We start from the raw sequence: 24032 nt of genomic DNA, 5'->3' as shown, positions 1-24032 counted from the left end.
TCCCCTAGCCAAGTGAGTTGTCTACTTGGCTAACCCCAATTCAACTTGGTGACAAAGGTAAAGCGATGTTAGTTGCTTTACCTTTTTTCTGGTCTTTTTGTCTGCATCGGTTTATTTGTTTTACTGCTATGGGTAGAATAGCGGGCTAATTTTAGCATTCTAGATGTAAAAGAGGATTATCATGCCATTTTCTAAAGCAGATCATACGCTTGATGCCATAGGGCTGCGCTGCCCAGAGCCTGTAATGATGATCAGAGGTATGGTACGCAAAATGAACGACGGCGAAACGCTGTTAATTATCGCTGATGACCCCTCGACTACCCGCGACATTCCAAGCTTTTGTGAATTTATGGACCACACACTGTTGGCCAAAGAAGTTGAGCAGGCCCCTTTTCGCTACGTGCTAAAAAAAGGCCGTTAAGCAAATAGCGCACTGAGCACTATTGTCTAGTGATAGTCACTTTTGGTGATCGATTATCGCTATAATCAAAACTAATTACGTACCAACCCTTTTTGCTTGGCACAAAACTAAAGTAGTTGTAAATGGTATTACAGTCTGCAAGTTGCGGTTGGCCTAGCTTTAATACGCCCTGAACTTTGTAACCACAGTTATACCCTTTACTCCACTGCTCATCCGCAATCTTGAACTCATACACCTTGCCTGGCGTCATAAATTTCGCTTTAACGGTATAAATGCCAGCACCTTGTGGTTTAAGGATGTAGTGAGGTTCAGCATCCCATAGCGTAAAGTCACCACGTAGGTACATGGTACGCTCAAGTGTCTCTGATATTGTCGGACCGCTGGTACTATTTGATAAACTGATCTGACTTGAACAGGCAGACAACAGCAATGCCAATACAGCCAATGTAAGTTTTTTCATATCACCACTCCACTATTATTGACCAAGGTTAAGTACATCTTAGTGAATACTTGCTTACTCTTAGCCTAATAATTTTATTCATTCTCTCGAAAAAAAAGCCAGCACACTCGTGCTGGCCTTCTTGTTAAAATCCGTATTAGTTTTGCAACACAGAAATATCAGCAGTGTTTAAGAATAAACGACTTAGCTGGCTTAGCAGTGCCAAACGATTTTGTTTAACTGCTTCATCGTCGGCCATAACCATGACATTATCAAAAAAGCTATCAACCGCATCGCGTAAGCTTGCGAGTCGAGTTAACGCTTGTTGATAGTCGCCTTGCTCATAGATAGGTGCCAATTCAGTCGTCAGCGCCGCTACTTGCTCAGCCAGTACTTTCTCAGCATCTTCACCTAACAATGCACTGTTAACTTTTGCATCAGAGGTAACATTGTTCTTAGCCAGTATATTGTTCACTCGCTTATTTGCTGCCGCTAATGCTTCGGCCTGCGGTAACGTACGGAAGTGGCTTACGGCTTTTACGCGACGGTCAAAATCAATAGGTGCGGTTGGACGACGTGCCAACACGGCCTGAATAACGTCAACGCTAATTCCTTCGTCTTGATACCAAGCACGGAAACGACCCAGCATAAACTCAAGTACATCGTCAGCAACATTATCGTTACTCAGTTTATCGCCAAATAGCGCTCTAGACTTAGCAACGATATCGTTGATATCAAGCGCGAGCTCTTTTTCAACCATAATACGTAGTGCACCAATCGCAGCACGACGTAGAGCAAATGGGTCTTTATCGCCTTTTGGTGCTTGGCCGATACCAAAAATACCCACTAAGGTATCAAACTTATCTGCCAATGCGACGGCATAACTAATTGGGTTAGAAGGCAGAGCGTCACCTGCAAAACGCGGCATGTATTGCTCATTTTGTGCAAGTGCAACCTCTTCAGCTTCACCGTCTACTCGAGCGTAATGCATACCCATCACACCTTGCACATCGGTAAACTCCATGACCATTTCTGTCATTAAGTCGGTTTTACTTAACAAACCTGCACGCTCAGCAAGTGCCTTATCTGCACCAACTTGCTCAGCAATGAAACCCGCAAGGGCTGAAATACGCTCAGACTTGTCTTTTAATGTTCCTAATTGCTTTTGGAACAGAACGGTATCTAAAGAAGCTAAACGACTTTCAAGGGTTTTCTTCTTATCGGTTTCGAAGAAGAATTGCGCATCGGCTAAACGTGGACGCACTACCTTCTCGTTACCAGAAATAACCACACTTGGGTCTTTACTCTCGATGTTAGAAACAAATAAGAATTTGTTGATTAACTTACCTTGCTCATCTAACAGCGGGAAATACTTCTGGTCGTCTTTCATGGTGTAGATAAGTGCTTCAGCCGGCACGTCTAAGAACGACTCTTCAAATGAAGCAGTTAACGTCACAGGCCATTCAACAAGTGAAGTTACTTCTTCAAGCAAGTCTTCATCCATCGCAACTTTTGCATTAACTTTGGCTGCGGCTGCTTCAATTTGTGTTCTGATCAACTGCTTACGCGCCTCATAATCGGCAATAACATAAGCGCCTTTAAGCACCTCAAAAACTTCGTCAGCGTGGTTTACTGTAACACGCTCTGGGTGATGAAAACGATGGCCCTGTAGTTCGTTGCTGATCTGCTTATCAAGCACTTCACCCGAGATTTTCGTACCACCAAGTAGTGCTGCAACCGTATGCACTGGACGAATAAATTGCGTCTTATTTGCCCCCCAACGCATCGGTTTAGGAATTGGTAATTTAGCCAAAGCCTTGTTGATAGCATCAGCAAGTAATTCGGCTGCTTGCTGACCTTTTACCGTAGCTCGATGTATTAACCACGCACCTTTATCTGTTTCTAAAGTTTGTGCTTCAGAGACTTCAACACCACAACCACGCGCCCAGCCTTGAGCCGCTTTAGTGGGGTTACCCTCTGCATCAAACGCAGCATTGGTTGCTGGACCACGTTTTTCAACAACTTTATCTTGCTGCTGGGTTTCTAACGCATTTACTCGCAGACCCAAACGGCGAGGCGACGCATACCATTCGATGGCTTGGTAGCCCAATTCAAGCGCAGCAAGTTCACTTGCCATATTATCGCGAAATGCCTCAGCAAGCTTACGTAAGGCTTTTGGTGGTAGCTCTTCAGTACCAATTTCTACTAATAGATTTTCAGTCAACATGCTTAATCCTTACAAAGCGGGAAACCAAGTGCTTCACGTGCATCATAGTATGCCTGAGCACATGCTTTAGACAGTGCGCGCACACGTAAGATATAACGCTGGCGTTCTGTTACTGAGATGGCATGTCGCGCATCAAGTAAGTTAAAGGCATGAGATGCTTTCATTACCTGCTCATATGCAGGTAAGGCTAAACTAGCTTCAATGAGCTTCTGGCTCTCTTTTTCACATTGATCAAATTGTGCAAACAATGCGTCTACATCAGCGTGTTCAAAGTTATAAGCAGACTGCTCTACTTCATTTTGATGGAACACATCGCCATAGGTCACTTTACCCATAGGACCATCCGTCCAAACTAGGTCATAGATGCTGTCTACACCTTGTATATACATGGCAAGACGTTCTAAACCATAGGTAATTTCGCCAGTCACCGGTGAGCACTCTAAGCCACCAACTTGTTGAAAGTAGGTGAACTGTGTTACTTCCATGCCATTTAGCCACACTTCCCAACCTAGGCCCCAAGCACCAAGAGTCGGTGATTCCCAGTTATCTTCTACAAAGCGCACTTCATGCGTTAGAGTATCAATACCCATCGCTGCAAGAGAGCCTAAATATAGCTCCTGAATGTTATCTGGAGACGGTTTAAGTACCACTTGAAATTGATAGTAGTGTTGCAAACGGTTTGGGTTTTCCCCATAGCGGCCATCTGTTGGGCGACGACACGGTTGCACGTACGCACTCGACATTGGCTCAGGGCCAATAGACTTTAGGAAAGTCAGTGGATGAAACGTCCCCGCACCTACTTCCATATCTAATGGTTGTGCGATCACACAGCCTTGCTGCGCCCAATAATCCTGTAAAGCCAGGATCAACCCTTGGAAGGTTTTTACGTCATATTTTTGCATAGTTGGCTTAATTATAATTAGGATCTTTATTGCCCTTGAAACAAGCGCAAAGCAAGTACGCGCCAGCAAGGAATAATGATTGAAAATTATGCTCAGTATACCGCGAGCTGTGTCACGTTTTAAGCGTTAAAATACAAAAAAGCAGCCATTTGGCTGCTTTTTTTCAACGTTTGAGAGTATTAAACGTCTAAGTTAACTACGCGCAATGCGTTAGTTTCAATAAACTCTCTACGAGGCTCTACTTGGTCACCCATTAGTGTTGCAAAAAGCTGGTCTGCAGCGATGGCATCTTCAATGGTTACACGTAGCATACGACGAGCGCTTGGGTCCATGGTGGTTTCCCAAAGCTGGCTTGGGTTCATCTCACCCAGTCCTTTATAACGTTGTGTATACAAGCCGCGTTTCGACTCACCAATTAACCACTCTAAAGCATCTACAAAGTTATCAACTGGATAGGTTTTTTCGCCACGCTGAATATAGCCATCTTTACCAAGTATCTTACTAATGTTTTTACCTGTGTGAGCAATACGCACATAGTCTTTAGAAGTGATAAAGTTGTAATCAAGCGTATATGACTTATCTACACCATGTTGGCGAATTTTCACCACTGGGTAATACATATTTCGTTCGTCATCAAAGCTAACGTCGGAGCTAAAGATAGTCGCGTCTTCATCGCAGTGGACTAAATCTGCTACCAAAGATTCAGTCCAAGCTTGAACTTTAGCTTGATCAGATAAATCCGATTCCGTTAATTCAGCTTGGTAAATCAAGCGATTGGTAACCGATGCTGGATATTTACGATTCAGTCTATCTATGATCTTAACGGTATTTTGATAGTCATTAACGATTTCAGCAAGCGCTTCTCCTTCAACCGCTGGCGCACCTTCACTTGGGTATAGCGCCGCACCGTTTAAAGCTAATGAGGTTAGATAAATCGTCAACGCAGCGTCATCTTTAATGTACTGCTCTTGCTTACCTTTTTTCACTTTGTAAAGTGGCGGCTGAGCTATATATACGTAACCACGCTCAATGATTTCTGGCATTTGACGGTAAAAGAAAGTCAAAAGAAGCGTACGAATGTGAGAACCATCGACGTCAGCATCGGTCATGATAATGATACGGTGATAACGAAGTTTGCCTGGGTCATATTCATCACGACCAATGCCACAGCCTAGTGCGGTGATAAGAGTTGCCACTTCTTGAGAAGAAAGCATCTTGTCGAAACGCGCTTTTTCAACATTCAGTATTTTACCTTTCAATGGCAAAATAGCTTGGTTTTTACGGTTACGACCTTGCTTTGCAGAACCACCCGCAGAGTCACCCTCCACTATGTATAGTTCAGAAAGCGCTGGATCTCTTTCTTGACAGTCAGCGAGCTTGCCCGGTAGACCAGCTAAATCCATGGCACCTTTACGACGTGTCATTTCTCTCGCTTTTCTCGCCGCTTCACGCGCACGTGCTGCATCGATAATTTTGCCAACAACTGTTTTAGCATCTGCAGGGTGTTCAAGTAAGAACTCAGTTAGCTTTTCAGCCATCGCCTGTTCTACTGCAGCTTTAACTTCGCTTGAAACTAGCTTGTCTTTCGTCTGCGATGAGAACTTTGGATCTGGTACTTTAACACTTACAACAGCGGTTAAGCCTTCACGTGCATCATCACCTGTAGCATTACTTGTGGTCTTAGCTTTTTTATTAAAGCCTTCTTTTTCCATGTAAGTATTTAGCGTACGCGTTAACGCAGCACGGAAACCAGCTAAGTGTGTTCCACCATCTCGTTGCGGAATGTTATTGGTAAAACAATAGATGTTTTCTTGGAAACCATCATTCCACTGCATAGATACTTCTACACTGATACCATCTTCACGCTCAGTAGTAAAATGGAAGACGCTTTGATGAACTGGCGTTTTCTTACGGTTTAGATACTCAACAAAGGCTCTAATACCACCTTCGTATTTAAAGTGATCTTGTTTATTTTCTTCTCGCTCATCGAAAAGGATGATGCTTACGCCCGAGTTCAAAAATGATAGTTCTCGTAAACGCTTAGCAAGAATATCGTAATGGAAGTTTATGTCTGTGAAGGTTTCACTACTTGGCCAGAAACGAAGTTCAGTACCCGTTGTGTCCGACTCTCCAATCTCTGCCAATGGCGCATCTGGCACACCCATCGTGTACTTTTGCTGATGCACTTTGCCTTCGCGGCGGATTGTTAATTGTAGTTTTTCAGAAAGCGCATTTACAACCGATACACCTACACCGTGTAGACCACCAGATACTTTATATGAATTGTCATCAAACTTACCACCAGCGTGTAATACGGTCATGATAACTTCAGCAGCAGACACACCTTCTTCTTCATGGATTGAAGTAGGAATGCCTCGACCATTATCGCGAACTGATACAGAACCATCCGTGTGGATAGTAACAAAAATATCATCACAGTAGCCCGCTAAAGCTTCGTCGATGGAGTTATCTACAACCTCGAACACCATATGATGTAGACCTGTCCCATCATCAGTATCCCCTATATACATTCCTGGACGCTTTCTTACTGCATCCAATCCTTTCAGTACTTTAATACTGGACGAATCGTAATTTTCAGACATGGTTTCTTCCAATTATTTTGTTATTAAGCTGCCATGTTTCACGTGGAACATACTACATGCTCTTTGCATCGGTTCCACAACAGCAGAAATACTTTCAGCGGTGATGGCTGTAATGAACAATTGAGATTGACATTGTGCCAGTAAAGCAGAAACACTCTGCATCGCTTCTTCACCTAACTCTGAAGGTAAGTCATCAATAAGCAGTATTGACTGCTTATCCGTCTCCGACTCAATTAAGCTATTTTGCGATACTTTCAACGCATACAAAAGCAGCTTGAGTTGACCTCGAGACAGAATATTTTCCACACCGTGACCTTGACTAAAAAAGCTAAAGTCAGCCTTATGGGGCCCTCTACTTGTATAGCCAAGCTTAATATCACGTTCAAATTGTTGTTTTAGTTGTGTCGCAAGACAATCTTTCCATCCTGCATCATAACGTAATTCTAACCCAGAAAATATGGGTATCTGACCAACTATTTTATCAAAAAATAGCGCCTCAAACCTACTTATATACGCTTTTCTATGATTATTTATTTGTTCAGCAAGCCTAACAAATTCCTTGTCCCAATATTGGATCTGTTCCGCGTAGTTTGACGGCCTAGACTTAAGAAGCGCATTCCGCTGCTTCAGCACTTTATTAAAATCACGCCAAGCAGAAAAAAACGAATGTTCCACGTGGAACACACCTAAGTCTAAAAACTTTCTACGCTCTTTTGGCCCGCCAAAAAACAATTCATAGCTTTCTGGTGTAATCACCTGAACCGGAATGAGCTGAGCAAGTTCAGACATTCTTCTACTAGACTGTCCTTGAATTTTCAGCTTAGTTTCACCCGCTTGGTCTTTACTTATACCCACTGGTATAGACAAGTTATGTATTTGTTTTTTTGCATGAACTACACATCGAGCTTGTTCATGGCGGATAAGAATTTTATGCTTGTTTGTTCGAAAGGATTTTCCATGGGAAAGAAAATAAATGGCCTCAAGTAATGAAGTTTTACCGCTGCCGTTAGCCCCATATATAATATTGATGTCAGGACTTGGCTCAAAAGCCAGCGCCTCGATGTTACGAAAATCACCGAGGCTTAAATGCGTTAAGCTCATATTACAAACGCATTGGCATCACAACGTAGGTTGCTTCTTCATCCCCAACACCTTCAATCAAAGCGCTGCTGTTAGAATCAAGCAAGGTAAACTGAACATCTTCTGTTTTTAATGTATTGAGTACATCCAAAACATAAGAGACGTTAAAACCAATTTCTAAATCATCACCTTGATATCCAACTTCAACCACTTCTTCCGCTTGTTCTTGTTCTGGGTTATTTGCACTGATTTTTAAAATACCGTTAGATAAATTCAAGCGAACGCCGCGAAATTTCTCATTTGACAAGATTGATACGCGTTGAAATGCACTGCGCAACCATTCACGATTGGCATGTACAAGTTTGTCGCCACCTCGTGGTAACACGCGACGATAATCAGGGAAGCGACCATCAACAAGCTTACTTGTGAATGTAAACTCGGCATCTATTAGACGAACATGATTTGCGCCAAACTGAATTGTGATGCTCTCATCATCTGCAGGTAACAAGCGCATAATTTCTTGTACGCCTTTTCTTGGGATAATCAATTGGCGCTGAGTGTTTACTGAACTCGCTAAAGTTTTTTGCGCGATAGCTAAACGGTGCCCATCGGTTGCTACCGTTTTAATTTCATTATTATCTACTTCAAAAGACATACCATTTAGATAATAACGAACATCTTGGTTAGCCATCGAGAAATGCGTGCTTTCTAATAATTTACGCAATTCCAACCGAGAGCATTGAAACTCTACTTCACCGTCCCATTGTTCTAGGTTAGGAAAATCTTCCGCAGCAAGCGTTGTCAATGAAAAACGACTTTTACCACTCGTAATTAAAAGCTGATGTTCTTGGCTTTCAAGTTTTAGCTCACTCCCATCGGGCAAGCTCTTACAGATATCAAGTAACTTTTTAGCTGGCAAAGTTACTTTCGCATCTGGACATGGCTGTTCCAAGTTTACAGTCGCGACTAACTCAATTTCTAAGTCAGTCCCTGTCATTGCCAAGGTACCATTATTTATCTCTAACAACACGTTAGATAAAATAGGTAATGTATGCTTGCGCTCAATAGCGCCAGACACTTGCATGAGCGGCTTTAAAAATTGCTCTCTTGAAATGATAATTTGCATAACTTAAACAGCCCTTAAGATGACAATGTTCTGATCAGGTTTTGATAATCTTCTTTTACTTCGTGAGATTCATCACGAAGTGCCTTCACTTTGCGACATGCATGTAAGACCGTTGTATGGTCTCTACCACCAAATGCATCGCCTATTTCAGGCAAACTATGGTTGGTTAATTCTTTAGATAATGCCATTGCTACTTGGCGAGGTCGAGCCACTGAACGGCTACGACGTTTAGATAGTAGATCGGATACGCGAATACGATAATATTCCGCAACCGTTCGCTGGATATTATCAATAGTAACCAACTTATCTTGCAGTGCTAAAAGATCTCGAAGTGCTTCTTTAACAAAATCAATAGAGATAGGACGACCGGTAAAGTTGGCATTTGCAATCACACGGTTCAATGCACCTTCAAGCTCGCGCACATTTGAACGTAGCTTTTTGGCAATAAAAAACGCCACTTCGTGAGGCAAATTAATATTACTTTGCTGCGCTTTTTTCATTAGGATTGCGACTCGAGTTTCAAGCTCTGGAGGCTCTATTGCAATCGTTAAACCCCAACCAAAACGAGATTTTAGCCTATCTTCAACGCCCTCGATTTCTTTTGGATAACGGTCAGAAGTTAAGATAATTTGCTGGTTACCCTCAAGCAGCGCATTGAAGGTATGAAAGAACTCTTCTTGAGAGCGTTCTTTATTAGCAAAAAATTGAATGTCATCAATCATTAATGCATCTACACTGCGATAATAACGTTTGAACTCTTCAATGGCGTTATTCTGTAATGCTTTAACCATATCCTGAACAAAACGCTCTGAATGCATATAGACAATTTTTGCGTCTGGCTTTTTATCTAAAATACCGTTACCAACAGCGTGTAACAGGTGCGTCTTACCTAAGCCCGTGCCACCATAAATAAACACAGGGTTAAATGCAGAACCAGGATTATCCGCTACTTGCGTTGCTGCCGCTTTTGCTAATTGGTTAGATTTACCTTCAACAAAGTTATCAAAGGTATAGTTTTCTTTAATATTCGACTTGTAGGCAGATTTGGGAGCGGGTTCAACTTTTTCACTACTTACTGGCGCTTTTGGCGCAGCAGTCGAGTGATGACCATTTTGCGTATGTGTAGCTACCTGCGCAGGCTTATCTTGCGCTCCAGCTTGCCCAAGAATAGGCTTACTACCAACATCAAAGCGTAACTCTGGTGCTTCATCACCACAGATCTCAATCAGTAGTTCGTTAATACGATTAAGGTACTTCTCACGAACCCAGTCCAATACGAAGCGATTAGGCGCGTAAATCGTTAAGGTATCTTCGGTACTCTCTGCTTGTAGTGGTCTAACCCACATACTAAATTGCTGAGATGGTAATTCATCTTGCAATACATATAAACAACTTTGCCAAACCGACAGATACACGCTGAACTCCAAAAGCAGTTAATATTCCCGGACACCAAAAAACTGTGATGTGAATAGATACGGGAATTATTATTTATTATCATTAAATTATTTGTGGAAGCCGAGTATTATGAAGCGATCTTATCCACAACTTCAATATTGACTTTTCTAAAAATGAGGATCTTGTTGATAAAAAAATACAAACCTTTGTTTTTATATACATTTTATTTTAGATCCAAGAATTAGATCATAGCAAAAAACCACCAAGATCTCATTATTAATTTACGATCTATTTCAGTTTTCCAGAGCTTTCTGCCAGATTTTGCGCAATACCTGTGGAAAACTTCAATTAGATCAGATCGATCACGATCTACTAGGTCGATCCAAAGATCTTGCTATATAATAGTGCCAACCCTAACTGACAGGCTTATTATCGCTATGGACGTAAAAAACCACCAGCGATGTAAGATTATGATTGACTTTAGGGCCTGTCGGCATTACTATCTCGCGCTCGCAATGGCACCTGTGCCAGGATCGCGACCTGCATAGGATGTTTTAAACTTAACCGATCGGATGGAATTGTTATGAAAAGAACTTTTCAACCTAGCGTATTAAAGCGCAAACGTACTCACGGTTTCCGTGCTCGCATGGCAACTGCAAATGGCCGTAAAGTACTAGCACGTCGCCGTGCTAAAGGCCGTAAAGTACTTTCTGCTTAATATTAGTGGAAAGCTTTAGCTTTGGCAGGGAGTTACGTCTGTTAACTCCCTCGCATTACTCCCGTATATTTCAAGAACCTGCTCGCGCAGCAACCCCCTTCTTTACTTTACTAGCAAAACCAAACGATGTTGGACGTCCGCGTCTAGGTCTAACAGTGGCTAAAAAACGTTGTAAGTTAGCCTGTCAACGTAACCGTATTAAACGACTTGCTCGCGAAAGTTTTCGTTTAAACCAACATAAGCTCGACAATATAGATATTGTTTTAATGGTTAAAAGTGGCATTGCAGAACAAAGTAATGAAGAGTTAACCAAACAACTCGACAAGCTATGGCGAAAAATCAACGAGCGCTGTAAACCTGGAGCGGCAAAACCTCAGCCGTTTAAAAAGCGCCCAGCGAAAAATGCTAAAGCAAATAAATCGCCAGCAAAAAACCTGCAAAAGCGCGATAATCCCTCTGATTCATAGCTTTAAAAGGCTATTTAAGGTATCTTTAGCTCACCTTTTGAACATAGTTAATGTGACAATGACAAATAAAGTGTTTCAGCGTTGGTGCCTGCAGATAATTGCTCTACCCAAAGCTGCCTTAATTTTTATCATTAGGGGTTATCAACGCTTTATTAGCCCAATGCTGGGTCCGCACTGTCGATTTAACCCAACCTGCTCAAGCTACGCAATTGAGGCAATTAATTGTCATGGATTGCTAAAAGGGAGTTGGTTAGCAGTTAAACGCATATTAAAATGTCACCCTTTAAGCGCAGGCGGGGATGATCCCGTGCCTGATAAATCAACCCAAGTTAAACACCAACACGAGAAATAAGAGCTGTTATGGAATCACAACGCACGTTTTTATTTATTGGTTTATTGCTTGTATCGTTTTTATTGTTTCAAGAATGGAACAATACGTATAACAAGCCAATTGCCGATACCAGTGCCACCACGCAAGTGACCACCCCTACATCAACCCCTGTATCGGAAGACGTTCCGGCTTCTAGCCAAGGAGATGTGCCAGTTGCAGCAACTAAGGCCATTCGTTCAACCGTATCAGTGACTACAGATGTATTTGAAGTAAAAATTGATACTAAGGGCGGTGATATTGTTGAGGCGAAACTTCTACAGCATGCCGAAAGTCATGGCAGCGAAGAACCTTACTTATTACTGGGCGAGTTTGAAAACAAACAATACATCTCACAAAGTGGTTTGATTGGCTTAAACGGCCCTGATGCTTCTCGTGATGGTCGCCCTGTTTATCAAAGTGAGCAAACAGCCTACACACTAAACGGTGATGAATTACGCGTGCCACTTACCTTTGTTGATAGTAAAGGTATCACTTTTACAAAAACATTTGTGTTTAAAGCAGGCAAGTACGATGTTGGCCTAGAGTACAACGTAAATAACAGCTCAGCCGACCCAATTCAAATACAGCTGTATACACAAGTAAAACGTACTATCCAAAGCAAAGGCAGCATGGTTGACCAAACCTATTTAGGTGCAGCTTATGGTACATCTGAAGAGCCATACGAGAAGTATAGCTTTGACGATATGAGCGAAGCGAATCTGAATAAAAATACTCAAGGCGGTTATATTGCTTTTATTCAACACTACTTTGTAAGTGCTTGGGTACCTGACCAAACTATCAACAGTACTATTTATTCTTTACTGCGTAATGGCCAAGGTATTGTGGGGATCAAAAATGAGCCTCAAAATATCGCAGCCAATAGCAGCGCGACACTATCGGCAACTTATTACATGGGTCCAAAAGATGGCGATGCACTAGAAGCTATTCAAAAAGACCTAGATTTAACCGTAGACTATGGTTGGTTATGGTTCATTTCTCAGCCGCTATTTGTACTATTGAAGCTGATATACAGTGTCGTAGGCAACTGGGGTGTGGCGATCATTGCAATCACCATTATCGTAAAGACGGCACTTTACCCGCTTACCAAAGCGCAATACACCTCTATGGCTAAGATGCGCATGCTACAGCCAAAAATGCAGGCATTAAAAGAGCGCTATGGTGATGACCGTCAAAAGTTCGGTCAAGCAACGATGGAGCTATACCGCAAAGAGAAAGTAAACCCTATGGGTGGCTGTTTACCGCTGTTGCTGCAAATGCCAATTTTCTTGGCGCTGTTCTACGTATTCTTGGAATCAACAGAACTTCGCCATGCCGAGTTTATGCTTTGGTTAACTGATTTATCATCAAAAGACCCATACTATGTGTTACCAATCTTGTTTGGTGCAAGTATGTTCCTAACGCAAAAACTGCAGCCAATGACTGTGACAGATCCAATGCAACAGAAGATGATGACGTATATGCCATTGGTATTTACTTTCTTCTTCATTATTTTCCCATTCCCATCAGGTCTTGTGCTGTACTGGTTAGTATCTAACTTGATCACCATTGCACAGATGCTAGTTATCTACCGCGGTATGGAGAAAAAGGGTCTGAAAGTTAGATAAGCCCTATTAAGATTTAATCACCATAAAACGCTCACTACCATGTGAGCGTTTTTATTTCCGACTTTCCTTCGTTGTCATATCTCCCATTAACCAAACCGCTTCCTTTGAACTGGGCTTTCGCAGCAACCACACATTACAGCGATAACAATCACACATCGTCACACAACGAATAAATGAGTGTACCCAAAACCAAATTCATATCAATTTAAGCAACACAACATATTGATTTAGCTGTTTTTATTTATTTTATATATATTTCAGTCGTTATTGATACCAATCTGGGACAATTCAATTAACTTTGAGGCGACCTTTACAACAACGCAGCGAAAAAGAGCATGTCAGAATCATTCTTTATTGATTTACTACAGCAAGACACACCCAGCTTATATTGGCTTGGGATTGCATTATTGATGGGGGTTTTAACTAGTCTCTCGCCTTGTATCTACCCGATTATCCCAATCACCGTTGCAACTTTAGGACAACAACACAGCGGCTCTCCAATTGCTTTGAGGGCTTTACTGTACTGCTTGGGGGTAGCGCTGGTATATACCGCTTTGGGTGCGACCGCCGCCATAACGGGGCAATTTTTTGGCACAGTTGCAAGTAACCCATATGTTCAAATCGTCTTTGCCAACGTCTTATTGCTCTTTGCTTTTATTTTAAAGGGCTGGATACCTCTCCCAGCTTTTATTACGCAGCATAGTTTTCAAACAAACTCAAAGTCGGCATTTTTGATGGGCGTCGCCAGTGGCTTTGTTGCAGCTCCCTGCAGCTCTCCAGTGTTGGCTGCAATTTTGCTGTTTGTAGCCCAAAAGCAAAGCCTCTCATGGGGCGTATCTATTCTGTTTATGTTCTCAGTTGGTATGTGCTTACTGCTATTTTTAGCGGGTATTTTTAGTGGCTTTATTACTAAGTTGCCAAAATCAGGAAAGTGGCTGAGCACCATCCAATGGGCTTTATTTTTGCTGTTTTTATTGATGAGTGAATACTACTTACTGCGCGCCGGACAACTTTTATATCTATAAGGAAAGATAATGAAATATCGAAACTCACTGAGTGCGATGGCACTGGCTATAGCGAGCTTTTCTAACCAAGCTGCAGAGCCTGTCAAACCGCCTTTCAAAGCAACCTCTATCTCGGGTGAAACTTTGCCTACTGGCAAATCACCTATTTATCTCAAGTTTTGGGCTACTTGGTGTAGCTACTGCTTAGAGGAAATGCCGCATCTTCAAGGCACATATGAACATACCAAAGACACCTTGGAGGTTATCTCCGTTAATATCGGCTTTAACCAAAATTTAGGACTTGTTAAGCGCTATATGGCGAAACATGACTACACAGTACCGACGATTTTCGATGAGCGCGGGGAATTAGTAAAAAAATACAATGTCACGGGTACTCCAACGCATATTTTGCTCGATTCACAAGGCAAAGAGGTATTTCGCAGTGCACTGTTAACCGATGAATTAAAGCAACGTCTTAGCGCATTAAAATAAGGAGTCTGTGATGAAAAAAAAGCACATCTTAGTAGGTTTATGTACCCTGTTAGCCTTTAGTAACGCAAGTTTTGCACAGAATATTCCCAAGCAAGGCGGCGCCTTTAGCATGTTTAAAAAAGACGAAGCGATAAGCTCTTTAAAGCATGGCAAAGTAGAGGTGATCTTTATTAATCTATGGGATGAGTACTACACCCCTACCACACTGCCTCCTAAGCAAGCTGATGTAACGCGCGTGTTTTTACAGCCCGATATTAATGTTGATAACAACGTGCTCAACGGCTTTGTCGAAGCCTATCCACAGTTTTCAGGGTTACAAATAGACAAAAATCAAAAACTAGCGCTATCACTGGGAGTATGGCAAACCCCCTCGCAAGTAATTATGAATGATGGTCAGGTGCAACAAATCAACTTTCTTGGCAAACAATCATCACCCGATACAGTGGTAAGTCACGACAATATTTTACTTGATGACAAGCCAGACACCGACATTACGCTCAAAGACACAAATGGTAAAGCGCACCATTTTGGTCCTAGCAGCAACTCACAAGTGCTCTTTTTTAGTGACGCATTATGCCCTTTTCAACACCTACCTAAATGCGAGCAAAAAATTAATGCGAACAATCAACTCGTTGATTTAAGCGAGATACCGGTAAAAACAATCATTAAACCTTTTTACATCACAGCGCAGGATGTGACCTCTTATCAGCAACGCTTTGAGCTAAATCATCCGGTGATCTTAGATGCGCATAACCAGCTGTTTCAAAAGTATGAGATAACCAGTTTACCGTATTGGATTGTATTAAACAGCGACGACAAGGTTATATATCGTGGCGAAAAGCCACCAAAACGACTTTAGTTCCCTTAAGTTCATCCCCAAACAAATCGACTGCTATGGCAGTCGATTTTTTATCTGCTGTTATATTTGTATCATCACAGCAGCTAATTTATTACGGCCATAGCCGAGAATAAGACACAAAAAAGCCACGCACTATGTGCATGGCTTATGTTGTTTACTGAGCGATTGCGCTAAAGCTTATACCGCTACATTATCTGGCTGTTGGCGATAGCTACGCTCGGTGTTTTTCGCAAAGCAGCGAGTAAAGCCATAGTCTGTTAACGCCAAGACTCTCAGCGGCGTGTCACCCGTGTTTTGCGTGTAATGATCGTACCAACGCGGCACATAGGCTAGGTCGCCAGCAGAGACTTTGATCTCTTGATCATCCACGTGCACGATACCCGAACCACTGAGTACATAAAATACAGACTCATGCGCATGGCGATGCTTTTCATTTCGTTTACCCACTGGGATCTCTAACAAACGTGGGTCAATCACTTCACTGGCCACTTTAAAGCGCGTTACCTCAAAACTTACATTTTGATCTTGCGCATCGTTTTTATAAAGTGGTACGCCTTGTTTATTAGTCACACTCGCATATAAATCATTTAGCTGAGTTAAGTTGGCGTACGGCTTTTCATCAGTAACCTGCTTTACTAACTGTTTGAGCTGACGAGCTTCTAACTCTTCATACAGCTTTCTAAAGTAACGGTCACGCAGTGTAAGTGAATGATCAATAGCTTCTTCAATGGCCAACCAATGTGTTTCGGTATCATCATTACAGGCATCTAACGCAATGGCTTCGATCACCTCAGAATGTTCATCATCACATTCCATATGTAGGCTTAAGTACAATAGCTCTTCTGCTGGTACCCCTAGCTGCGTTAAGCCATTAAAAAAGTGGCTGTAAATGCGTGGTACAACCCCTTCAGTACCCCACCCTAAAAATGCCGCGGCGCGGATCAGATCGCTATTTTTTAAGTAATCTAAGCAATCGTTAAAGTAGCCTATTGTGTAATCTCTAAATTCAGTCGCATCTGGATTATCTAGAGAAAATGTATTGGTGATCATGCGGCGCAGCAAGTTTGAGTGGCAGTTTTCTTGGTCTTCTTCCCCAGCCTCTTCCCATAAATTGTGAGATAACTCTGCGCGGTAGTAATCGTTATCACACTGCATCATTAATGCTGATAACAAACGGGTAAACCCTCGTGAATAGTAAAAGTGCTGACTAATCACAAAACCATAGTCTTCCAAGCTTAATTTGTTGTTATTGCAGGCGATGAATAACGGGTTATTCCAGATCGGATGCTTTGCTACGAATGATTCGAATCGTTCACCAATACGCTGATGACGGCTATTTTCATGTTTACTCATTATTTCTTTCCTTAGTGACAAAATGACTTACCAAGCCAAAAGCTGGCTATCTAAAACAAACTTACCGTGATACTTATCTGAGGGTTCTAATGCAGCATTAACGATACTTCGGGCGCCTTGCTCTGCACTTCTAGGGGCCGCATCAGTGCCCATATCAGTTTGGCACCAACCTGGAGATACCACGCTGACCACTAAATTAGATTGCGCGTACTCTTTGGCAAGCTGGGTTGAATACATGTTTAGTGCCGCTTTTGAAATTCGATAAGCAGTGCCATTCACGCCGTAATATTCATTATTTGTGTCAGCAGCAAAAGAGACCGATCCTAGGTCGCTGCTCACATTAATGACTTTGCCAGACGGCGATCGCGCCAACAGTGGTAACACGCTTTGGGTTACCTCAATGGTGCCAAACAGGTTGGTTTTAAGCGTGTCATTGAGATCATCGAGCTTAAGCGTTGCCGCGCTCGACTCCCAATCAAAAAACACCCCTGCGTTGTTGATCAGTACATCCAAACGCTGATAACGATCGGCAAGAATTTGTGTAAATAATTTGATACTGGTGCTATTGCTAATATCTAGTGGAATAAAATCAGCTTCTAGCCCTTGCTCTGAAAGTAAGCGACAAGCCGCTTTCCCAGCTTGTTCATTTCTCGCCGTCAGGACCACTTGATGCCCTAATGCAGCCAACTTTTTAGCCGTTTCAAAGCCCAGTCCTTTATTTGCCCCTGTGACGACAATCACTCTGTTATCTTGATTATTGCTCATACTCATATTCCTTATTTATTCGACCAATTCGGGTTGTGGTACCACGCCAAGCAAAGTGAGCATTAGCAAAGTACCGTTATAGTGAAGCTTTTTAGAAACGAACGTGCCTGTGGAGTCGCGCGTTAGCTCAGAGATATGTTGTGCGGTCTTTTGTGTGTCTTGGTCATGCGCCAGATAAGCCTCTTTGGCTTGCTCAATAAAGCGATATACGCCCTGCTCGGCAAGCTTCGGGGCTTGTTGCGCAAGGGCGCCGTATAGCACACCATGATGACCCAGCACCAATTGCGCAATTGCTAAACCTTGTAATTTAACTAAGGAGTCAATATAGGCTGGATAGTCTTGGAATATGAGCGGCTCCCATTGGCTAGGAGAGACCATTTCACCCAAGGTATCAGACACATATAAGCGCCTATATCGCGGCTCATAAAAACTCAGTAAGCACTTGGCATGACCAGGCGTAGCCAACGCAACCATGCTGTGGTCCGCATCAAAATGTACTTCATCACCATCCTCAAGCACCGTCACCGGAATATCGGCCAGCGCCATTCGATGCTGTTCTAGTTCCACATCAGGTCGCTCAGCCTCTGGCATGATGCGATACAAGCTTTGCGTTAATTTGTAAGTCACCTCATTCGCCTTGGGATTACGCAACGCTTTTTTAGTCAGTGCCGAGGCATAGACCTTTGCATGTGGTAGCCAAGGTAAAAGCAATGGCACGGCACCGATATGGTCATAGTGTGAATGGGTGATAAACCAATGCTTTATTAAGCCAAGATCCGACACAATACTTTTTAATTGTCGTAAGATAAGCAGCGCGAGCGGCTCAACCGAGCCTTCAATTAATGCCCAACCATCTGACACTTTTAATAAGAATATTGGTACATCAATCGTGCCTAATAAGTGTAAGCCGTTGTCATGCTCACCCATATGCGTTTGCCACTGTCGTGTATTTTGCATAATACCCTCCTTAAAACTGCACCAATGCGCCAGCCCATGTGGCTCCGGCACCGTAAGACAATATCAATACCCGATCAGCAGATTTAACAACGCCCTCATGGCAGCTTTGAGCCAAGGTAACGGCTGTAGATGCTGAGGCCATGTTTCCGTATTTCGTGACATTGATAGGCATTTTTTGCGGATCAATATCTAATCGCGCTTGGATCTCTTCTAGCATTCGTAAGTTAGGTTGATGGACTATAAACTTGTCGATATCTCCAACCGATAACTGGTTTCTCTCAAGCAACTGCTGTGCAATTTCACAAAATTTACTCACACCATGCTGAAATACATCTGGGCCGTTCATACGCATAAAGCTATGCCCTTGCTGGTTATCATCAGCACGATGGAATTGACGTTGTGCGGTGCCAGGTACGCGTGTTACTAGGCTTTCCCATTGACGCCCATCGCCGTTGATCACCACATCGATGATTTTCCCGGTCATCGGGCTGTTATCGCGAGGCTGATCAGAGATAACCGCAGCACCACAACCATCACCAAGCATTACCGCCAAATTACGACCATCGTCGCTGGTATCCATACGCTTAGATAGCAACTCGCCAGCCACCACCAAAATGCAGCGTTTATCATCTGCGGCAATAAAGTTTTTAGCGATGTTAATGCCATAAAGCAGGCCACTACATTGCGCTCGAATATCAAATGCAGGGACCTCTTTAAGGCCTAATTTGCTCGCTAAAATGCAGGCTTGAGACGGGTCATGAACATCAGGGCTGAGGGTATTCACAATCAGCATATCGATGTCTTCGATATTTATGCTTGCCGTTTCAATGGCCATTTTTGCTGCTTCTAGCATCAAATCGCTACATGCTTGCTCAGGCTGCGCGTGAAAACGTGTTTCTACACCAATGCGCTTGCGAATAAACTCATCAGAGGTATTGATAACCTTTGATATCATATGGTTATCAACACAGTTACTTGGCAAATAAAAGCCTGTGCCTAAGATATATGATGGCTTCATTGGGATTCATTCCTTGTTGTGTTTTGACTATCTAAAATGCTTTGGTGTATTTGCGGGCTGCATTTGGGTAGCTCCCCTAACTGCCAAACTTGGGCACCAAATCCCCAGCCCACCGATGGGCTTGCAATCACAATTTGGCTCCCTGCAGCAATTTTTTGCTGCAGCAGTGCGAGGTTGAAAGCCAGTGGCATAGCAGCAGATACGGCGCAGCCATACTCTTGCATGATTTTGATGGTTTTTTCGCTAGGGATCTTTAAGTAGGCACACCACGCATCGATCAGCTTTCTGGCAGGTTGATGAAACACATAAAAGTCGATATCCGAAGGTTGTATCGCGCTTTTTTCTAATGCGCTATACACCAATTTAGGTAGCGTTTTTGGTACGAATTTACCCATTTCACTGGCTCCCTCTTCTGGCATGTGAAAGCTCAATCCAGTCGGGGTTTTCGGTTGCTCGTCCCATTTCACCGTTGCCAAAGAATAGTTGTTTGGAAAACTTTGATAGGATTGAGATTGAATGCCCAAATTAGGGTCATCATGGCGGCTAAGCACGATGGCGGCATAGCCATCGCCAAAATTCATACCATTGGCTTCGGTTCTATTCAAAGAGTTACTGGACGTTTCAAATACCACCAGCAACACCTGTTTTGCACGTCCTGTTTTTATCGCATTGTGGCCAATTTGCATGGCATCCATCATAGTTGAACATTCATTTTGAATATCAAATTCAATGGCATTTTCAAGCGCTAACGTCTGTTTAAGCGCTTGGCTAACGCGAGGATATAACAGCTTTTTAGGCAAACCACACTGCTCATTTTGCGACAATTGCACCACATTGGTCGTGCCGCTTATGAGCATGTCTATATCCTGCGCTTGCAGCTGAGCCAGCGATATCGCCTCTGCCGCAACGCTATGGGCAAGTTGTAGTGGCGTATGACGTGAGCTATCTGTAAAAAATCGCTGCTCAATTCCCCACTTATCTTGCCATGCCAGTTGGTCGGCTTCACTTATTTCACTAAACCACTGCTCATCAAAATTCCTAACCGCAATACTTGGCACTCTGGCCGCAACGGCTTTGATGGTTACACCACATGTATTCATAACTCATCCTTAATCAATAATTCACGCGCCACTACACGCTTGCGAAACACTTCATAGCTCACCCACAACACCTTGCTTGTGGGATTACCTAACAACGCCCAAAGTAGCCATTGCGTCTGTGGCAACTCGTTTTGTAAGCGCGAATGAACAGCCTCTTGCAGGTACCTAGGTAAGTCAAGCAACACGGGAGTAGTAACGTTGCTTTGCTTGACCACTTGTATGATGGCATCACTAAGCAATACGCTCTCCTGTTCATCAACTTCAGATAAACTAATATCATTGTCATCAGTAAGTACTAACGTACGGACATGTTCTAATGGCAGTTCTTGGCTCACCATCATGCAGCTTGCTGTCTCGTCAGCTTTATCAAGCAACGCGGCGCGAGCGCCATTAAATAATTGCGAAGCCACAGGTTGAGTAAATGAATTGGCTTCAACCACCAGCACTCGCTGCATGTCAGTACAACTTAAATAGCCATTGGCAATCTCAAATGCTTGTGCCCATGAGGTGTCTTGAAGGTCCAACACAAAGGCATTACTTGCAGCTAAATGATGTTGGATTGGATAACCTAAACGTGGCGACTGAATCGCAGTGTCATCGGTTAAATGATCTATGCTCATACTCAGTGTGAGGATCAAATCAATGCTTTGTGCGCTCACTTGCTGCTCAGATAACAAGCTTGGAACAACATCACTGATATAATTCATGCATGTTCCACGCGTGTGACCCGTCGCCAGTAACTCAGCTGACAGCCCCATCAACCGCAAAGTATTGCTTGCTTGTGTATTCATACTGCGCATTCCTTTTGCATTGTCATCTCTAAAAAATTGCCGTAATAACGGCTTCGTTTGCTCAGCATCTCGCTCAGTTGTTGCACATAATCTACGGGAAGTAAGGCTGAAAATTTGCTGCTCGGTGCCTGTATCGCTTGCTGCAAATTAGGCAATGAACGAATAGCCGCGATGGCATCACTAAGCTGCCCATCAAAAAGCTGATCTAAGCTTTTAAGCAATAATGTCAATGGCATCACCCATACATGCCTTAAAGAAGCTTGGTTATTATTAAGCTCGTTCAACAAGGGTAAAATGCCGTGTAATGACTCGCTCAGTGCATCAACACTGGCGTTAAACTCCTGCTGATCGGAGGCCCCCATTAAGGTGCTAATTTTGCTATGCACAAAATCAATCGCCGCCATGTCATTCATCACTTTTGCTTGTGACCAAGCATCCGTAGGTAGTAGGTTGTATTCTCGATAAACTTGAGCGAGCCACAGCGCAATAACCGTTGAGTCGCAAATACTATCGCTATCAACCACTAACGTTGGAACTCGGCCAAGCGGGTTGTAACGTAATAAAGCCGCAGGTTTTGCTTTATAAATATCGAGCTCCACATAATGATGATCGAGGTCCAGTAACGCCAATATGTAGCGTACGCGCATTACATAGGGGCAAATACCGTAGCCAAATAACTCTATGCGAGGGGGTAATAAATGTGATTTGTTCATGCAACCTCCATTAGTTGACGAAGTCGACGTTTAAGCTTTTTACCCGTGACACCCGTATGGGCATGAGCAGACTGAAATGTCAGTGCACTCAGAGGTGGAATTTCATTTAGTTCAAGTACTTGATTTATTTTTTGCAGTAACTTATCGGGGATCACTAATTCGGCTTCTGGGATAAGCTCAACGCAAATATGGGCTTCGCTCACCCCCGCCTTATCTGTTGGCGCGCCATAGATACTGCATTCAAAGATGTCGCCAAAATGCGTTAGGATAAGCTCTTCGGTTAAGCAGCTATAAATAGTGCCCAGCTCGGTATGGATAGGGTCGGTAGTACGGTCAACATGATAGAAAAACCCTCGCTCATCAAAATAAGCCAGATCCCCGGTTAGCCAGTAGCCCGCTAATTTTGCCTGCGCTGTTAATTCTGGGTTGTTCCAATATCCAGCTGTCACCGTATTCGATTTCACACCTAGCTGACCGATTTCTCCCGCTGGCAACTGCTCGCCATTGGCCCCCAAAATAGCAGCCTCCACCCATTCAAAAGGTCGACCAATACATCTATTAAACTTGTTTTGGCTCAGTGAGTGGATGTTTCTAAACATCGCAAAACCAAATTCAGAAGACCCTAAATTATCGATAAAAACAGAGCCCTCTTGACGCTGACCATTAACGTAATGATGGCCAAGCGCGATCAGCTTACGGATATGCGATTCATGATTTGCATCCCCAGTTGCTATCCAGTAACCCACCGACTCAAAATCTTCTTGATTGAGCGTTTCTCGGCATAAATCGACGTATGTTTTAGGAAAGGCAACAACCAAGTCATGGCGATACTCTCTCATGCTTTGCGCAATGGCACTGGCGCGTTTATCGCTAAGTACATGTACTTTTGCACCTCGTAGCAAACTCGACATAAGTACTGAAATAGCCGAGCTATGTGAATGAGGCAGCGCGCTTAATACTCGCTCTCCTTTTTGTTTGTGCAGTTGACTTCGAACACCAAAGAAAAACCCTTCATGACTGAACATCACCGCTTTTGGCACCCCTGTTGTGCCTGAGGTATGAGCTAATAACACCACATCATCTGCTTGATACTGCTTCATAGGAGGAACAGGCTCGGAGCACAGCGCCATCAATTGCTTATCAGTCAAAAGTTGCATAAAGTCGCAATCCAACTGGCGCAAAGCGGTATGATTATCTTCATCACTGATCAGCACATTAACTTTGTTCATCTTGCAAAATGCTAAGGTGATGTCTGGCGCGAGCTTATTATTGATGGCCACCGCAATCGCGCCTAAACGTGTCAATGCCAAGTAATGTAGGAAGTAGCTCAAGTTGTCTTGTAAATACAAGCCAACTAAATCACCTTCATGCACCCCAAGCGCGCAGTATTTGCTGGCTATTTGTGTGGCGCAGTGCTGTAGATGCCTGACACTAAATGAGGTTTGCTGCCCCACATACAGTGGAATAGCTTGATCAACCTGTAATGCCGTGGCATTGATATCGATGGGCAAAGTGGCCAGCATGTCCAAAAAGTTACCTGCGCCAATAGTTCTATCTTCTTGTATTTGTTTGATTACTTCTTTAGAAAACATCGTTCACATCCTATT

General features: G+C 43.1%; 23 protein-coding genes. 8 read left to right on the top strand and 15 right to left on the bottom strand.

Features of this window, described 5'->3' with window-relative positions; genetic code table 11:
- The first annotated feature begins 181 nt into the window (after positions 1-181).
- A complete protein-coding gene (gene tusA / locus HC733_RS06240) occupies positions 182-421 on the top strand; it encodes a sulfurtransferase TusA (protein ID WP_190364191.1) in 240 nt (79 codons plus the stop codon).
- Between the two features lie 19 nt (positions 422-440).
- Here tusA and HC733_RS06235 read toward each other — a convergent pair whose 3' ends face one another.
- The 7 genes from HC733_RS06235 to dnaA all read right to left on the bottom strand — a co-directional run bounded on the left by HC733_RS06235 (position 441) and on the right by dnaA (position 10213).
- The gene (locus tag HC733_RS06235) at positions 441-881 is read right to left on the bottom strand and encodes a hypothetical protein (RefSeq protein WP_190364190.1); all 441 of its coding nucleotides are present in this window, start codon (positions 879-881) and stop codon (positions 441-443) included.
- A 136-nt stretch (positions 882-1017) separates the two neighbouring features.
- On the bottom strand, positions 1018-3087 hold the full coding sequence (gene glyS, locus HC733_RS06230) for a glycine--tRNA ligase subunit beta (protein WP_190364189.1): 2070 nt from the start codon (positions 3085-3087) through the stop codon (positions 1018-1020).
- Positions 3088-3089: 2 nt separating this feature from the next.
- The gene (glyQ, locus tag HC733_RS06225; protein WP_190364188.1) at positions 3090-3989 is read right to left on the bottom strand and encodes a glycine--tRNA ligase subunit alpha; all 900 of its coding nucleotides are present in this window, start codon (positions 3987-3989) and stop codon (positions 3090-3092) included.
- A gap of 179 nt (positions 3990-4168) precedes the next feature.
- Complete coding sequence (gene gyrB / locus HC733_RS06220; RefSeq protein WP_190364187.1) at positions 4169-6592, bottom strand: DNA topoisomerase (ATP-hydrolyzing) subunit B; 2424 nt, start codon at positions 6590-6592, stop codon at positions 4169-4171.
- 12 nt (positions 6593-6604) lie between these two features.
- Complete coding sequence (gene recF, locus HC733_RS06215; protein ID WP_190364186.1) at positions 6605-7693, bottom strand: DNA replication/repair protein RecF; 1089 nt, start codon at positions 7691-7693, stop codon at positions 6605-6607.
- Between the two features lies 1 nt (position 7694).
- Positions 7695-8798: a DNA polymerase III subunit beta gene (gene dnaN, locus HC733_RS06210; RefSeq protein WP_190364185.1), complete on the bottom strand. Its 1104-nt coding sequence runs from the start codon at positions 8796-8798 to the stop codon at positions 7695-7697.
- 14 nt (positions 8799-8812) lie between these two features.
- Positions 8813-10213, bottom strand: coding sequence for a chromosomal replication initiator protein DnaA (gene dnaA / locus HC733_RS06205; RefSeq protein ID WP_190364184.1), 1401 nt, complete (start codon positions 10211-10213; stop codon positions 8813-8815).
- Positions 10214-10776: 563 nt separating this feature from the next.
- Between dnaA and rpmH the strand changes: the two genes are divergently transcribed.
- From rpmH to HC733_RS06170, 7 genes are all read left to right on the top strand, one after another.
- On the top strand, positions 10777-10911 hold the full coding sequence (gene rpmH, locus HC733_RS06200) for a 50S ribosomal protein L34 (protein WP_008488847.1): 135 nt from the start codon (positions 10777-10779) through the stop codon (positions 10909-10911).
- 5 nt (positions 10912-10916) lie between these two features.
- Positions 10917-11378, top strand: coding sequence for a ribonuclease P protein component (rnpA, locus tag HC733_RS06195; RefSeq protein WP_190364183.1), 462 nt, complete (start codon positions 10917-10919; stop codon positions 11376-11378).
- A 58-nt stretch (positions 11379-11436) separates the two neighbouring features.
- Positions 11437-11730 carry a membrane protein insertion efficiency factor YidD gene (yidD, locus tag HC733_RS06190; RefSeq protein WP_190364182.1) on the top strand — a complete coding sequence of 98 codons (294 nt, stop codon included), beginning with the start codon at positions 11437-11439 and terminating at the stop codon, positions 11728-11730.
- An 8-nt stretch (positions 11731-11738) separates the two neighbouring features.
- On the top strand, positions 11739-13373 hold the full coding sequence (gene yidC / locus HC733_RS06185; protein ID WP_190364181.1) for a membrane protein insertase YidC: 1635 nt from the start codon (positions 11739-11741) through the stop codon (positions 13371-13373).
- Positions 13374-13708: 335 nt separating this feature from the next.
- A complete protein-coding gene (locus tag HC733_RS06180) occupies positions 13709-14398 on the top strand; it encodes a cytochrome c biogenesis protein CcdA (protein WP_190364180.1) in 690 nt (229 codons plus the stop codon).
- Positions 14399-14407: 9 nt separating this feature from the next.
- Entirely contained in the window at positions 14408-14869 is a 462-nt protein-coding gene (locus HC733_RS06175; RefSeq protein ID WP_190364179.1) for a TlpA family protein disulfide reductase, read from the top strand.
- Positions 14870-14879: 10 nt separating this feature from the next.
- The gene (locus HC733_RS06170) at positions 14880-15728 is read left to right on the top strand and encodes a TlpA family protein disulfide reductase (protein ID WP_190364178.1); all 849 of its coding nucleotides are present in this window, start codon (positions 14880-14882) and stop codon (positions 15726-15728) included.
- Positions 15729-15905: 177 nt separating this feature from the next.
- Here the strand turns inward: HC733_RS06170 and HC733_RS06165 are convergent, their stop codons facing one another.
- From HC733_RS06165 to HC733_RS06130, 8 genes are read right to left on the bottom strand one after another with little or no spacing between them, the layout of a single operon-like run.
- Entirely contained in the window at positions 15906-17081 is a 1176-nt protein-coding gene (locus HC733_RS06165; RefSeq protein WP_190364177.1) for an iron-containing redox enzyme family protein, read from the bottom strand.
- Positions 17082-17108: 27 nt separating this feature from the next.
- Positions 17109-17846, bottom strand: coding sequence for an SDR family oxidoreductase (locus tag HC733_RS06160; protein WP_190364176.1), 738 nt, complete (start codon positions 17844-17846; stop codon positions 17109-17111).
- A 15-nt stretch (positions 17847-17861) separates the two neighbouring features.
- On the bottom strand, positions 17862-18803 hold the full coding sequence (locus HC733_RS06155; protein WP_190364175.1) for an MBL fold metallo-hydrolase: 942 nt from the start codon (positions 18801-18803) through the stop codon (positions 17862-17864).
- A 10-nt stretch (positions 18804-18813) separates the two neighbouring features.
- Positions 18814-19821 carry a 3-oxoacyl-ACP synthase III family protein gene (locus tag HC733_RS06150; protein ID WP_190364174.1) on the bottom strand — a complete coding sequence of 336 codons (1008 nt, stop codon included), beginning with the start codon at positions 19819-19821 and terminating at the stop codon, positions 18814-18816.
- Positions 19818-20921 (bottom strand): 3-oxoacyl-ACP synthase III family protein, encoded by a 1104-nt coding sequence (locus HC733_RS06145; RefSeq protein WP_190364173.1) that lies wholly within the window; start codon positions 20919-20921, stop codon positions 19818-19820. The genes HC733_RS06150 and HC733_RS06145 overlap by 4 nt, the downstream gene beginning before the upstream one ends.
- Positions 20918-21712 carry a hypothetical protein gene (locus HC733_RS06140; protein WP_190364172.1) on the bottom strand — a complete coding sequence of 265 codons (795 nt, stop codon included), beginning with the start codon at positions 21710-21712 and terminating at the stop codon, positions 20918-20920. Before HC733_RS06140 ends, HC733_RS06145 begins: the two co-directional genes overlap by 4 nt.
- Entirely contained in the window at positions 21709-22425 is a 717-nt protein-coding gene (locus tag HC733_RS06135; RefSeq protein ID WP_190364171.1) for a glutathione S-transferase family protein, read from the bottom strand. Before HC733_RS06135 ends, HC733_RS06140 begins: the two co-directional genes overlap by 4 nt.
- Positions 22422-24017, bottom strand: a complete 1596-nt coding sequence (locus tag HC733_RS06130; protein ID WP_190364170.1) for a class I adenylate-forming enzyme family protein — start codon at positions 24015-24017, stop codon at positions 22422-22424. The genes HC733_RS06135 and HC733_RS06130 overlap by 4 nt, the downstream gene beginning before the upstream one ends.
- Positions 24018-24032 lie beyond the last annotated feature (15 nt).

The sequence above is a fragment of the Pseudoalteromonas sp. S16_S37 genome, from assembly GCF_014694405.1.
Lineage (GTDB): Bacteria > Pseudomonadota > Gammaproteobacteria > Enterobacterales > Alteromonadaceae > Pseudoalteromonas.
Note: the sequence above shows the minus strand (reverse complement) of the source record. Positions and strands in the feature narration are given on the sequence as shown.

Bases quoted from the DNA above. Each gene is read 5' to 3' on its own strand.
- yidC (WP_190364181.1), top strand. From the start codon at position 11,739: ATGGAATCACAACGCACGTTTTTATTTATTGGTTTATTGCTTGTATCG.
- rpmH (WP_008488847.1), top strand. From the start codon at position 10,777: ATGAAAAGAACTTTTCAACCTAGCGTATTAAAGCGCAAACGTACTCAC.
- glyQ (WP_190364188.1), bottom strand. From the start codon at position 3,989: ATGCAAAAATATGACGTAAAAACCTTCCAAGGGTTGATCCTGGCTTTA.
- HC733_RS06155 (WP_190364175.1), bottom strand. From the start codon at position 18,803: ATGCAAAATACACGACAGTGGCAAACGCATATGGGTGAGCATGACAAC.
- HC733_RS06175 (WP_190364179.1), top strand. From the start codon at position 14,408: ATGAAATATCGAAACTCACTGAGTGCGATGGCACTGGCTATAGCGAGC.
- HC733_RS06170 (WP_190364178.1), top strand. From the start codon at position 14,880: ATGAAAAAAAAGCACATCTTAGTAGGTTTATGTACCCTGTTAGCCTTT.
- recF (WP_190364186.1), bottom strand. From the start codon at position 7,693: ATGAGCTTAACGCATTTAAGCCTCGGTGATTTTCGTAACATCGAGGCG.
- HC733_RS06180 (WP_190364180.1), top strand. From the start codon at position 13,709: ATGTCAGAATCATTCTTTATTGATTTACTACAGCAAGACACACCCAGC.
- gyrB (WP_190364187.1), bottom strand. From the start codon at position 6,592: ATGTCTGAAAATTACGATTCGTCCAGTATTAAAGTACTGAAAGGATTG.
- HC733_RS06145 (WP_190364173.1), bottom strand. From the start codon at position 20,921: ATGAATACATGTGGTGTAACCATCAAAGCCGTTGCGGCCAGAGTGCCA.
- HC733_RS06130 (WP_190364170.1), bottom strand. From the start codon at position 24,017: ATGTTTTCTAAAGAAGTAATCAAACAAATACAAGAAGATAGAACTATT.
- tusA (WP_190364191.1), top strand. From the start codon at position 182: ATGCCATTTTCTAAAGCAGATCATACGCTTGATGCCATAGGGCTGCGC.
- HC733_RS06235 (WP_190364190.1), bottom strand. From the start codon at position 881: ATGAAAAAACTTACATTGGCTGTATTGGCATTGCTGTTGTCTGCCTGT.
- HC733_RS06135 (WP_190364171.1), bottom strand. From the start codon at position 22,425: ATGAACAAATCACATTTATTACCCCCTCGCATAGAGTTATTTGGCTAC.
- HC733_RS06140 (WP_190364172.1), bottom strand. From the start codon at position 21,712: ATGAATACACAAGCAAGCAATACTTTGCGGTTGATGGGGCTGTCAGCT.
- glyS (WP_190364189.1), bottom strand. From the start codon at position 3,087: ATGTTGACTGAAAATCTATTAGTAGAAATTGGTACTGAAGAGCTACCA.
- dnaN (WP_190364185.1), bottom strand. From the start codon at position 8,798: ATGCAAATTATCATTTCAAGAGAGCAATTTTTAAAGCCGCTCATGCAA.
- HC733_RS06160 (WP_190364176.1), bottom strand. From the start codon at position 17,846: ATGAGCAATAATCAAGATAACAGAGTGATTGTCGTCACAGGGGCAAAT.
- HC733_RS06165 (WP_190364177.1), bottom strand. From the start codon at position 17,081: ATGAGTAAACATGAAAATAGCCGTCATCAGCGTATTGGTGAACGATTC.
- HC733_RS06150 (WP_190364174.1), bottom strand. From the start codon at position 19,821: ATGAAGCCATCATATATCTTAGGCACAGGCTTTTATTTGCCAAGTAAC.
- yidD (WP_190364182.1), top strand. From the start codon at position 11,437: ATGACAAATAAAGTGTTTCAGCGTTGGTGCCTGCAGATAATTGCTCTA.